At 72.2% G+C, this 11834-nt stretch carries 9 protein-coding genes; 3 read left to right on the forward strand and 6 right to left on the reverse strand.

What is annotated here, in order from left to right:
* Positions 1-20 precede the first annotated feature (20 nt).
* A complete protein-coding gene (locus ABD286_RS03600) occupies positions 21-377 on the forward strand; it encodes a VOC family protein (RefSeq protein WP_344190343.1) in 357 nt (118 codons plus the stop codon).
* On the opposite strand, the gene ABD286_RS03605 is transcribed toward ABD286_RS03600, so the two are convergent.
* Positions 370-2691, reverse strand: coding sequence for an exo-beta-d-1,3/1,6-glucosidase (locus tag ABD286_RS03605; RefSeq protein WP_344190345.1), 2322 nt, complete (start codon positions 2689-2691; stop codon positions 370-372). The genes ABD286_RS03600 and ABD286_RS03605 overlap by 8 nt on opposite strands.
* A 42-nt stretch (positions 2692-2733) precedes the next feature.
* The gene (locus ABD286_RS03610; protein WP_344190347.1) at positions 2734-3306 is read right to left on the reverse strand and encodes a TetR/AcrR family transcriptional regulator; all 573 of its coding nucleotides are present in this window, start codon (positions 3304-3306) and stop codon (positions 2734-2736) included.
* 188 nt (positions 3307-3494) lie between these two features.
* Between ABD286_RS03610 and ABD286_RS03615 the strand changes: the two genes are divergently transcribed.
* Positions 3495-5741: an MMPL family transporter gene (locus ABD286_RS03615; protein WP_344190349.1), complete on the forward strand. Its 2247-nt coding sequence runs from the start codon at positions 3495-3497 to the stop codon at positions 5739-5741.
* Here ABD286_RS03615 and ABD286_RS03620 read toward each other — a convergent pair.
* The 3 genes from ABD286_RS03620 to ABD286_RS03630 form a co-directional block, all read right to left on the reverse strand.
* Positions 5738-6259: a hypothetical protein gene (locus ABD286_RS03620; RefSeq protein ID WP_344190351.1), complete on the reverse strand. Its 522-nt coding sequence runs from the start codon at positions 6257-6259 to the stop codon at positions 5738-5740. The two genes, ABD286_RS03615 and ABD286_RS03620, sit on opposite strands and share 4 nt — an antisense overlap.
* A 36-nt stretch (positions 6260-6295) precedes the next feature.
* On the reverse strand, positions 6296-7138 hold the full coding sequence (locus tag ABD286_RS03625) for a hypothetical protein (RefSeq protein WP_344190353.1): 843 nt from the start codon (positions 7136-7138) through the stop codon (positions 6296-6298).
* A 141-nt stretch (positions 7139-7279) separates the two neighbouring features.
* Positions 7280-7444, reverse strand: coding sequence for a hypothetical protein (locus ABD286_RS03630; RefSeq protein ID WP_344190355.1), 165 nt, complete (start codon positions 7442-7444; stop codon positions 7280-7282).
* Positions 7445-7705: 261 nt separating this feature from the next.
* On the opposite strand from ABD286_RS03630, the gene ABD286_RS03635 reads away from it, so the two are divergent.
* Positions 7706-9448: an FG-GAP-like repeat-containing protein gene (locus tag ABD286_RS03635; protein WP_344190357.1), complete on the forward strand. Its 1743-nt coding sequence runs from the start codon at positions 7706-7708 to the stop codon at positions 9446-9448.
* 160 nt (positions 9449-9608) lie between these two features.
* Here ABD286_RS03635 and ABD286_RS03640 read toward each other — a convergent pair whose 3' ends face one another.
* Positions 9609-11768, reverse strand: a complete 2160-nt coding sequence (locus ABD286_RS03640) for an ATP-binding SpoIIE family protein phosphatase (protein ID WP_344190359.1) — start codon at positions 11766-11768, stop codon at positions 9609-9611.
* Positions 11769-11834: the final 66 nt, after the last annotated feature.

Raw genomic sequence — 11834 nt, forward strand, 5'->3', positions numbered from 1 at the left:
ACCGTCGGTACGGTGCTGGCATGGCTATCGCGCGCTTCCCCAGCTTCGTCCTCGACTGCCCCGACCCCGCAGCCCTGGCGACCTTCTACGGCACGATGCTCGACTGGAAGGTCACCGAGGAGGACGACTGGTACGAGATCCGGGCTGACTACGGGCAGTGCATCTGCTTCCAGAAGGTCGACGACTACCGCGCCCCGGTCTGGCCCGGCCAGGACTCGCCCCAGCAGATGCACATCGACGTCGTCGTCGATGACCTCGACGCCGCCGAGGCCGAGGTGATCGCGCTGGGCGCCACCAAGCACGAGCACCAGCCCGGGACGACGTTCAGGGTCTTCCTCGACCCCGCAGGTCACCCGTTCTGCCTCTGCCTCAGCTGACCCGGCCGTCGACCGAGACCTCGAACGGCACCACCAGGAGGTCCTCGTCGCAGGACGACGACCCGACCAGGAGCTCGAACCGCCCCGGCTCGACCACCCTGCGGCCCGCCGCGTCGACGATCGAGCACGCCGACACCGGCACAGCCACGGCGACCGGGACCGACTGTCCCGGCTCGACGACGACCTGGGTGAACGACTTCAGCTCCTTGTCGGCCCAGCTCGCCGATGTCACGAGGTCCCGCACGTAGACCTGCACCGTCTCCAAGGATGGTCGAGTTCCCTTGTTGGACAACGTCACTCGCGCACGCACCACCCCATCGATGGGGTATGCAGCCGTGCCACCCTCCCCCGTCGCGTCGCCCTCCAGGACGAGGTCGGTGTACTCGACCGTTGTGTAGGAGAGTCCCTCGCCGAAGGCGTACGCCGGCCGCTGCGTCAGGTCGGCATACCGGTCACCGTGCTGGCCCCGCACCTGGTTGTAGTAGGTCGGCTGCTGGCCGACGTGACGGGCGAACGAGATCGGCAGCCGACCGCTGGGCTCGATCTCGCCGAGGAGCAGCTCGGCGACCGCCCGGCCACCCTGCATGCCGGGGTTCGCGACCCACACCACGGCAGCGGCGTCGAGCGCGGAGCCCGGGAGGACGAGCGGCTTGGACGCGAGCAGCACCACGACGAGCGGCGTCCCGGTCGCGGCGAGCGCATCCAGCAGCGCGACCTGGCCACCGACCAGCTCGAGCGTCGCGGTGGAACGCCCCTCGCCGACGAGCTCGATGCGGTCACCCACCACCGCGACCACGACATCGGCCTCCGCAGCGGCAACCACCGCCTCCTCGATGAGGGCTGCGTCCGGGGCGCACGGCGCGGCCACCTGGGGGCGTGGCTGGCCGTCCGGGAAGAACTCGCCAGCGGGGTCTGCGGCCAGCGTGAGGATGTCGGCGCCGCGGGCGTGGCTGACCGTCCAGTCGTCCGGCACCGCTGCGCGCAGGCCATCGAGCACCGTGGTGATCATGTCGCGCGGGTGCCCCTCCATGATCCAGTCGGCCTGGCCGGAGGACCCGGCCCAGTCCCCCAGCTGCGTCTGGGCGTCGTCGGCGAGCGGTCCTACGACGGCGACCCGGCGGGGGGCACCGGCAGGACCGGCCACAGAACCCGCTGCACCCGAAGCGTCGCGCAGCGGCAGGATCCCGGTGTTGCGCAACAGGACCAGCGACCTGCGGGCCACCTCGAGGTTGAGCTCGGTGTGCGGCGCCGACGCGATGACCTCGCGCTGACGGTCTGCGTCGGGACGACGCGGGTCCTCGAACAACCCCAGCTCGAACTTCAGCGTCAGGATGCGGCTGACCGCGGCGTGCAGGTCCGTCTCGGCCAAGAGCCCACGCTCGATGGCGTCCAGGGCGCCGTCGAAGAACTGCGGCGTGGTCATGACCATGTCGTTGCCAGCCTTCACGGCAGCGGCAGCGGCGTGGGTGTGGTCCGGCTGCACCTGCTGCTCCCACACCATCCGGCCGACGTTGTCCCAGTCGGTGATGAGCGTCCCGGTGTACCCCCACTCACCGCGCAGCACGTCGCTCAGCAGCCAGTCGTTGATGGTGATCGGGACGCCGTCCATCGTCTGGTAGCCGAGCATGAACGTCCGACAGCCTTCTGCCGCAACGCGTTCGAACGGCGGCAGGAACCACGACCTCAGCTTGCGCCGCGAGATGTCGGCCTCGCTCGCGTCGCGGCCACCCTGCGTCTCGGAGTACCCCGCGAAGTGCTTCGCCGTCGCGAGGATCGCGGTCGGGTCGTCGAGCCCGTCCCCCTGGTAGCCGCGCACCATCGCCGAGGCGAGCTCACCGAGCAGGTGCGGGTCCTCGCCGAAGGTCTCGTTGACGCGCCCCCACCGCAGGTCCCTCGCGATGCACAGCACGGGAGAGAAGGTCCAGTGGACCCCGGTCGCGGCGACCTCGACGGCCGTCGCCCGAGCGGCTCGCTCGACCAGCTCGGGATCCCACGAGGCGGCCATGCCGAGCTGGGTCGGGAAGATCGTGGCGCCCTTGAAGAACGAGTGCCCGTGGATGCAGTCCTCCCCCACGAGCAGCGGGATGCCGAGCCGACTCTGCGGCACCAGCTCGTGCGCCCGGGCCAGCCGCTCCGGCGACGCGTGCAGGATCGAACCGACATGCGTCGTCAGGACGTGGTCGTCGAGGCCTTCGCGCGCATCGAGCTGCATCATCTGCCCGACCTTCTCCTGCACGGTCATCCGCCCGAGGAGATCGGCGACGCGCTCGGCGACGGGGCGGGTGGGGTCGAGGTACGGCAGCGTCTCGGTCACCCTGACGATGCTAGGCCCGGACGGCGTGGGTCCGCAGACGCGTCAGGGCGTGCGGGACGAGGCCTCGACGAGCACCCTGCCCAGGTGGCGCATCTCCGCACGGAGGGTGTCGTCGTCCATGTCGACGAGATGCGGGTCGGCGCCGGCGTGCGCGATGCCGAGCGCGAGCAGCGGCACCGCCACGGCTCGACGCTGGCTGGGCTCGGGTCCGAGCAGCTGCTCGCCGAGTCTCGTGGTGAGGTCGTTGAAGTCCTCGTGCGCCTCGAGGATCCGCGTCACCTCCGGGTCGCTCAGCATCGAGGCCACGACCTGGCGGTGGGCGAGCACGACGTCGATGAGCCCGTCGAGCGCCACCACGGTCGACTCCTCCGGGGTCGGCGCCGCCTCGGCCGCCTCGATGTGGCCGCGCAGCTGCTCGACGGCGCTCTCGACGACCGCGAGGACGATGTCCTCCTTGGCGTGGAACTGGTAGTAGACCGCTGCCTTGGTCACCCCGAGGTGGTCACCGATCATCTGCAACGACGTGCCGCTGACCCCGTGCAGGGCGAACAGCTCGAGGGCCGCCGCGAGGACCCTGGCGCGGCCCTGACCCCGTGGTGCCTGCGGCCTGGCCATCGTGTCCCCTCGTTCGTATGGCGCGCCGGAACCGTGCCCGGCGCGGGCGTCGGCGACCGCTCGTCGGCCGTGACGGCGGCCACGGTAGCACCGTAGTTAGCCGATCGGCTTGTTCCAGCCTTGCCGATCGACTAACTTGATGAGTGGCCGACCACCCGGGTCGACCGTCACGCACGGGGAGCTCACCGATGGCCAATCTTCTCTACCGGATCGGGCGCCTCGGCTTCCGCCGTCGTGGCGTGGTCGCCTCGGTCTGGCTGGTGCTGCTCGGTGCCCTCGTGGCGACGGTGGTCTCGGTCGGGACCGCGCCGACGGCCGGGGTGGCCATCCCCGGCACCGAGTCGCAGCGGGCGCTGGACTCCTTGGCTCGCGAGTTCCCCCAGGCCAGTGGTGCGGCCGGCACGGTCGTCGTCCGGGCGCCCGAGGGCCAGAGCGTCGCCGACGAGGCCAACCAGCCCACCGTCGCCGGCATCGTGGCCCGGGCCGCGAAGCTGCCCGGGGTCGTCGGCGCGGTGAGCCCCTACGACTCCAAGGCGATCAGCCAGGACGGCCGCTACGCCTTGGTGACGGTGCAGTTCAAGGAGACCTCCGACGCGCTCACGCCCGAGCAGCGCACCGCATACGAGGAGCTCGGGGAGTCCGCACCGGCGGGCTGGACCGTCGCTGCGGGCGGTGAGCCACTCATGACCGAACCCGAGGTCGGGTCCACCGAGGCGATCGGTGTCGCAGTCGCCCTCGTGGTGCTGCTCATGACGTTCGGCTCCCTGGTCGCCGCCGGCATGACCATGGTCAACGCCCTCATCGGCGTCGGTGTCGGGCTGCTCGGACTACTCCTCGCCGGGCACCTGTTCGAGATGACGAGCGTGACGCCGGTGCTGGCCCTCATGCTCGGCCTCGCCGTCGGCATCGACTACTCGCTGTTCATCACCTCGCGCTACCGCCACAACCTCGCGACCGGCCTCGGCCGCGAGGAGGCAGCCGGCCGGGCCATCGGCACCGCCGGGTCCGCGGTCGTGTTCGCCGGGCTCACCGTCGTCATCGCCCTCGCCGGCCTGTCCGTCGTCGGCATCCCCTTCCTCACCGCCATGGGCCTCGCCGCCGCCGGCACGGTCGCTGTGGCCGTCCTTGTGGCGATCACGCTGCTCCCGGCGCTGCTCGGGTTCGCCGGCGACCGCGTCCTGCCCCGCTCCCAGCGCAGGGCCGGGGCGGCCTCCGCGACCAGTGCGACCGACCCCGACGGGGCAGGCCGCGGCTTCGGCTGGGGCCGGGCCATGGTGCGGCTGCGCATCCCCGTCATCCTCGGCGGGATCGTCCTGCTCGGCGCCGTCGCGCTGCCCGCCGCCGACATGCGCCTGGCACTGCCGGACGACGGCACCGCCCCGGTCGGCACGAGCAAGCGCGTGGCCTACGACCTCATCGCCGAGGGCTTCGGCCCCGGCTTCAACGGCCGCCTCGTCATGGTCGTCCACGGTGACGACCCGGCCACGGTCCAGCGGGCCGTCACCGAGGCGAGCGCCGTCATGGCGAGGACCAAGGACGTCGTCGCCGTCGCACCGGGTGGGGTCAGCGCCGATGGACGTACGGCGCTCGTGGCGGTCATCCCCGCCTCCGGCCCTTCCGACGCAGCCACCTTCGACCTCGTGCGGGACCTGCGCGAGGGGGTCGCTCCGACCGCAGACACCACCGGGACCGACATCGCCCTCACCGGGGCGACGGCCGCCGGCGTGGACGTCTCCGACAAGCTCAGCGACGCCCTGCCGGTCTACCTGCTCGTCGTCGTGGGGCTGAGCTTCGTCCTGCTGACCCTGGTCTTCCGCTCGCTGCTCGTCCCGCTCAAGGCCACCGCCGGGTTCCTACTCACCGTCGGCGCGACCTTCGGCGCCACCGTCGCGATCTTCCAGTGGGGTTGGCTGGCCGACCTCGTCGGGCTCCAGACGCCCGGACCGCTCGTGAGCTTCCTGCCGATCCTGCTCATCGGAATCCTCTTCGGCCTGGCCATGGACTACGAGGTGTTCCTCGTGTCGCGCATGCGTGAGGACTTCGTCCACGGGCAGGGCGCGCGCGCCGCCGTCGTCTCCGGGGTCGGCCACGGGGCGCGGGTCGTGGTGGCCGCAGCCCTCATCATGATCTCGGTGTTCGCCGGCTTCATGCTCGTCGACGACCCGATCATCAAGTCGATGGGCTTCGCCCTGGCGTTCGGGGTGCTCGTGGACGCGTTCGTCGTCCGGCTCTCGCTGGTCCCGGCGATCATGTCGTTCCTCGGCGACGCCGCTTGGTGGCTCCCCCGCTGGCTCGACCGGGTCCTGCCCCGCGTCGACATCGAGGGCGAGACCCTCCCGCCGGTCGACACGACCGCGAGGGGAGCCGGCAGCGCTGCGGGGGCCGACGCCGGTCGGACGGGTTCGCGCGAGCTCGCCGACGCCGTGGAGGGCTAGGAGATCTTCGAGGACCGCGCCGACGGGGCCGACTGGTCCTGTCGGCCCTCGGCGGCGGCCGCGAAGTCGCGGTGGACGCGGGTCAGTACCAGGGCGCCGTCACGACCCAGGCGCACCCCGAAGCTGTTGCGCCAGTCGTTGACGACGAACATGGCCAGCCCGACGACGCTGAGCAGCAACAGCATCCACGGGGCCGAGGCCCCGGCCACGCCCACGACCCCGGCGAGGACGATCCCGGCCCAGAACGTCACCGAGGCGGCCCGGCGCAGGGTCCGGTACCGCTGCCACGCCTCGGCGCGGAACGGCACGAGGATGTCGTACGACCTCGACGACGCCGAGCTGACGAAGAGCCAGGCGACCAGCCCGAACACGATGGTCGCGCCCGCCCAGGAGGGTGCTGCCCGACCGCGGACGCGGACCCGGTCACCGGTGGGGACACCCGTCTTGAGGCAGACCGCAGGCAGTGGTGGTTCGGTCGGCACGTCCGGGGCGGGCGGGCTGATCAGGACGGTGGCCATGCCGAGAGGATAGGCCGACACCTAGCGGTTCCGGGGTCAGAATCCTCCACCGAAGTCGCCGCCCCCGCCGAAGTCACCCCCGCCGAAACCACCGCCACCGAAGTCGCTGCCACCGCCGAAGTCCCCGCTGCCGAAACCCCCCGCGTCGTAGCCGGCGGAGTCGAAAGCACCCGCGTCGCCGGTGGTGTCGGCGCCGGCCTCGGTGCCGACGTCGCTGCCGGCGTCGGGGCCCGCGGCGCTGTCGGTGCCATCGGTGCCGTCGTCCGCAGCATCCGCCGAGTCACCAGTGGTCCCAGCAGAATCCGTCGCGTCCGTCGCCTCGGGCGAGGAGTCGAAGTCGGTCAGCAGGGCGTCCGCGACCATCGATCCCACGACGACACCGGCGATGGTGCCCATCATCGAACCCATCACCGTCCCGCCCAGACCCAGTCCACCGGCACCCCTGCCCAGACCACCACCGCCGCGTCCCCCGAAGGCCTGCTCGAGGAAGCCGGGACGGCGCAGCTCCGCACGCGTGGCGAACCGCGCCATCGACTGCGGGTCGTCGCTCGGCACCTGCTCCCCCGGCGGGAGGTCGCGCGAGAGCTCGGCGAGCACCTGGCGCCGCTGCTCGGGGCCGAGCTGCGCGAAGGCCTCGGCGTGCACCTGCTCGAGCGACTCCGGCGGGGCGGTCCTCAGCAGGTAGCGGTACCGCGCCACCGCGCGCTCGTCCACCGCGCGCTGCTGCGCCCCCGGGTCGGTGGTCGAGGCCCCGGCCGAGGGGCCGGCGCCATACCGGGCGGGAGCGGTGACGGGGCTGGGAGATGAGGTGGACCCGGTGCCCTGCGGCGGGTAGGTCTCGCGGGCCTCGCGGCCCAGCAGTCGGTCGAGGAATCCCATGACGCACTCCGTCTGGTCGGCGGGGCGCACGGTGCCCGCGGTGCCTCCAGCCTGCAACGGCGGCGACCGGGACGCAAAGGGGGGACGAGCGTTCAGGGCTCGAGCCCCACGGCGCGACGAGGGCGCCGCGGCGAGGTCAGGTCAGGCGTACGGGAGGGAGGAGGCGTCGCCGCCGACCGCGACAGCGACCGGCTCACCGCTGGTCGACCGGGCAGAAGCGGGGTACCCCACACCGTCGCGGGCGTCGAGCACGGACGTGTCGTCCTCCATCACCGGGACGAAGCGCTCCAGGAAAAGCTGCCACATGTCCACACCTACCCTTCTGCGGGATCAGCGACATCGCCGATCTGGGTCTACCGCGCAGCATCGAGCATGCAACCCGTGATGGTGCGGCGCCTCGCCGCAGCGGGGCACCTCAACCATTCTGCGGACAGTCTCACCCGTTCGTATGAGGCCCGGCAACCAGCGAACGGGTGCATCCGGGACCGAACCGCGCTGGAGACGGTCCAAATGCCACAAACTGACACCCGCGTCTCCCCCCACACGCACCCTGTCACCGGAGTTGTCATGTCCCGATCGCCGCACCCCCGCCTGTCTGCCGGTCTCCTGCTGACCATCGCGGCGCTGCTGAGCAGCGTCCTCGTCACCGCTCCCGCCGCCTCCGCGGCGACCCCCGTGCCGCCCACCCCGACCGGTCTCCCCGCCGGTGTCGAGGAGCTGTCGTCCTACGTCGGCGCCAACTCCTGCGACGCCGCGACGAAACCCGGCTCGGCCGCCCTCGGCGCCCTCCTCGTCAAGACCTACCCGGGCACCAGCTACGGCACCGCCCGCGCCTGCGCATCGGACTCGCTGGCCACCTCCGAGCACTACGACGGTCGTGCCGTCGACTGGATGGTCAACAGCCGCAACGCGACGCAGAAGGCCCAAGGCAATGCTGCCGTCGCCTGGATGCTCGCCAAGGACAAGGCCGGCAACCCCTACGCGATGGCCCGCCGGCTCGGCGTCATGTACCTCATCTGGAACAACCGGTCCTGGTCGGCGTACCGCCCGTCCGACGGCTGGCGCGAGTACAACGGCTGCCTCTCGTCGTCGAAGGCCGGCAGCGCCTACGACACCACCTGCCACCGCAACCACGTCCACGTCTCGCTGTCGTGGTCCGGGGCGATGAAGCGCAGCTCCTACTGGTCGAAGAAGGTCGCGCCGCCGGAGTACGGGCCGTGCCGCACCTGGCAGACCAACTGGGCCAGCCCACGCTCGTCGGCCAACCTCACCCGATGCCAGGTCCCCGCGTCGGTCACCCCGCTCCCCTCGGCCAGCACGCTGGGCAAGCGGCTGGTCTCGATCTCGGGCATGTACCTGAAGAAGGGGAGCTTCGGCCCGGCGGTGACCTCGGTGCAGACGGCCATCGGCACCAGCGCCACGGGGTCGTTCTCGACCACCACCTACAACGCCCTGATCGCCTGGCAGAAGCGCAACGGGGTCCCGGCCACCGGGGTCACCGACGTCGCCACGTGGCGGGCCCTGATCCGCTTCCACGCGGCCCAGCCGGTCTCGCTGGGCCTCGACGCCTCGATCGACTCCGACATCCTCAGCCTGACCGAGGGACGCCTCAAGCTCAGCGACTCGGTCGCCGATCCCTACGGCCGGGTGCTCACTACCCAGTGGTCTGACGTCACGGCCGTGGTCGCACCCGGCGACTTCACCGGAGACGCCTACCCCGACCTGCTCAGCCGCACCTCCGCGGGCGCCCTGCGGGTGCACCGCGGCACCGGCAACGCCACCTTCGCGCCGGCCGTGACGTGGGGCAAAGGCTGGAACGTCTACTCCACCGTCTTCTCCCCCGGCGACTTCACGGGTGACGGGCGGTCCGACGTGATCGGGCTGCGCCCCGACGGCACGCTCTACCGCATCGAGGGCAACGGCAGGGGTGGCTTCTCCGGCAGCGCCCAGATCGGTTGGGGCTGGCAGGGATTCGACAAGGTCTTCTCCCCCGGTGACTTCAGCGGTGACGGGCGCGCCGACGTCCTGGCCCGTCGGCCTGACGGCTCGCTCTGGCTCTACAAGGGTGACGGCAAGGGCCTGTGGTCGGGCTCGAAGAAGTGGGTGGCCTCCGGCCTCCAGGACCTCACCAGCCTCGTCGCCGGTGGGGACCTCAACCGCGACGGACGCTCCGATGTGCTCGGCCGCACCGCCGATGGTCGCTGGCTCGCCTACTACGGCAACGGTTCTGGTGGTTTCGCCGCCGGCTCCGGGCAGCAGGTCTCCCGGGGCGACTGGTCCTCCGAGGAGCTGGTCGTCGGAGTGCGTTGACGGGCGGACGGTGGCGGTCGTCGGCTGACGGCCGACCACCGGACGCCCCCACGGACAGCGTGCGTCCCTGACGCACGCCGAAGGGGATGCGCTGAGGGGGGCATCCCCGTCGTCGGTGCGCTGGGTGGGTCAGGACGTCACGTGACGTCCACAGGCCCACTCAGCGCACTGGCTCCCCCACCGCGGGCAGGTCGAGGGTCGACGTCGTTCCCGCCGGGGTGACCGCGACCTCGAACCACACGGTCGTGCCGGCTGAGGTGCGGTGCGAGCCGAAGGCGTCGCTGATGGCCTGCACGAGTGACAGCCCGCGCCCACGGACGGCCATCGACTCGCCGCCGGTGAGCAACGGCTCCCCGCGGTTCCCGCTGTCGGCGACGGTGACCGACACCTGGCCCGAGTCCAGGTCCATGGTGAGGTGCGACTCGGTGCCCGCGTGCAGGACGGCGTTGGTGATGAGCTCGGAGATCCCGGTGACGATCGTGTACTGGTCGGCGTCGTCGACGTGCCACTGCGTGAGCTGGGCGCGGGCCCAGTCACGGGCCGCCTTGACCGACTCCGGCATCGGCGGCACGACGACCGAGCACCGCCGGTGCCCGGCCGGCGAGCGGCCGACGGTGAGCACCGCGCAGTCGTCCTCCTGACCGGTCCGCGGCACCATCGCCTCCATGACGACCTGCGCCACCCGGCGCGGGCTGCTGGGCGGGACGTCGGCGAGCACCGCGAGCAGCCGCTCCTCGCCGCGGACCAGGTCCTCGCCGCGACGCTCGAGCAGCCCGTCGGTGTAGGCCACGAGCATGTCGCCGACCTCGAGGACCAGCTCGGTGGCCGGGCGCGCTCCGGCGATGCCCAGGGGCGGGCCCACCGGCATGCTGAGCAGTCGACCGCGGGGCGCACCGTCGTCGCGGGACGCCCGGCCGGAGAGCAGGGCGGGCAGGGGGTGCCCGGCGCTGGCGATCTCGACGACACCGGTGTCGGGTGTGATGGTCGCGTAGAGCATGGTGACGAAGAGCTCGCCACCGAAGGACATCCCCGGTCGGGCACGAGTCGTGCCGAGCGGGAGCGACGCCGGCCAGAGGGCGTCGAGGTCCCACACCACGCGGTCGAGGGCGCCCATGACCGCCTCGGGACGGCTGTTCGCGAGCGCCGCACCGCGGACGGCGGCACGCACCTGGCCCATCACCGTGGCCGCCATCACGCCACGGCCGACGACGTCACCGATGACGAGGGCGAGCCGCCCGTCGGGCAGGAAGAACGAGTCGTAGAAGTCGCCACCTGCGACGGTGCCCTCGGAGACCGGCTCGTACCGGGCCGCGACGCTCACCGCGTCGGACTGGGGCAGGTTCGGGGGCAGCAGGGTCCGCTGGAGCAGCTCAGCGGTGGAGCGTTCGGCGTCGTAGACGACCGCGCGCCCGAGCGCCTCGGCGACCAGGTCGGTGAACGCGGACAGCACCGTCCCCAGCGAGGGCGGCAACGGGGTGGCTTCCCTGAAGCCGACGACCGCGGCGCGGATCGCGCGGGCCTCGAGGGGGACCACGACGAGCTCACCGGAGCCCGACCGGTGCACCTCCCCCTCGTCGACGGCCCACGAGACCGTCTCGGCGAGGTCGTCGGGCACCTCAGACCAGATGAGCGGCAGACGTTCCTCGTCCGGGGAGAGGTCCTCGATCCGGTGCCGCCGGGCGATGCGCCAGCCGCCCGGTCCCGGTGAGGGCAGGCAGATGCCGGCGGTCCGCGCGCCGAAGGCCGTCACGGCCTCGCGGAGCACCACCTTGCAGACGTCGTCCACGGTGACGGCGGTGCCGAGGGCAGTCGCCAGCTCCGCGACGGCCCGCGCCCGGTCGTGGCTCGAGGAGGTCTCGACGACCACGTGCAGCGCTGCAACCACCGCACCGGCTCCGTCGCGGACGGCGGACGCCGTGCGCAGGTGGTGGCCGAGCAGGGGGACGCCGGAGGTCTCGGGCGCCCCCACGGGCAGGTGCCCTACGCGGGAGTCTGCGTCGAGGAAAGGGTCACCGTCGGTGAGGACCCGGTCGATCAGGCCGCCCAGGTGCGACTCGCTCCACAGCTCCGGGAGCACCTCCTGCGCCGGGCAGCCGAACGCGGCCGGGTGACGGGTCCCGAGCCGCTCCGCGAAGGCGTCGTTGTAGAGCAGCACCCGGCGCGGACCCACGAGCAGGGCGGTGGGCACGAGGGAGTCGAGGGCGAGGTCCCAGGCGGCGAGCAGGGCCGCGGGCCACTGGTCGGCGGCACCGGTCGCGGTGGCGGCCCAGTCGGTGTGGGCAGCGAGCGCGCGCGTGCCCTGCGTACCGACGTCGACCACCTGCTCCACCTTTCGCCTCCACGCAGCGCAGGGTCACCTGGTGCCGTGGGGCCTCATCTGTCTGTT

Source organism: Pedococcus aerophilus (assembly GCF_039532215.1).
GTDB lineage: Bacteria > Actinomycetota > Actinomycetes > Actinomycetales > Dermatophilaceae > Pedococcus > Pedococcus aerophilus.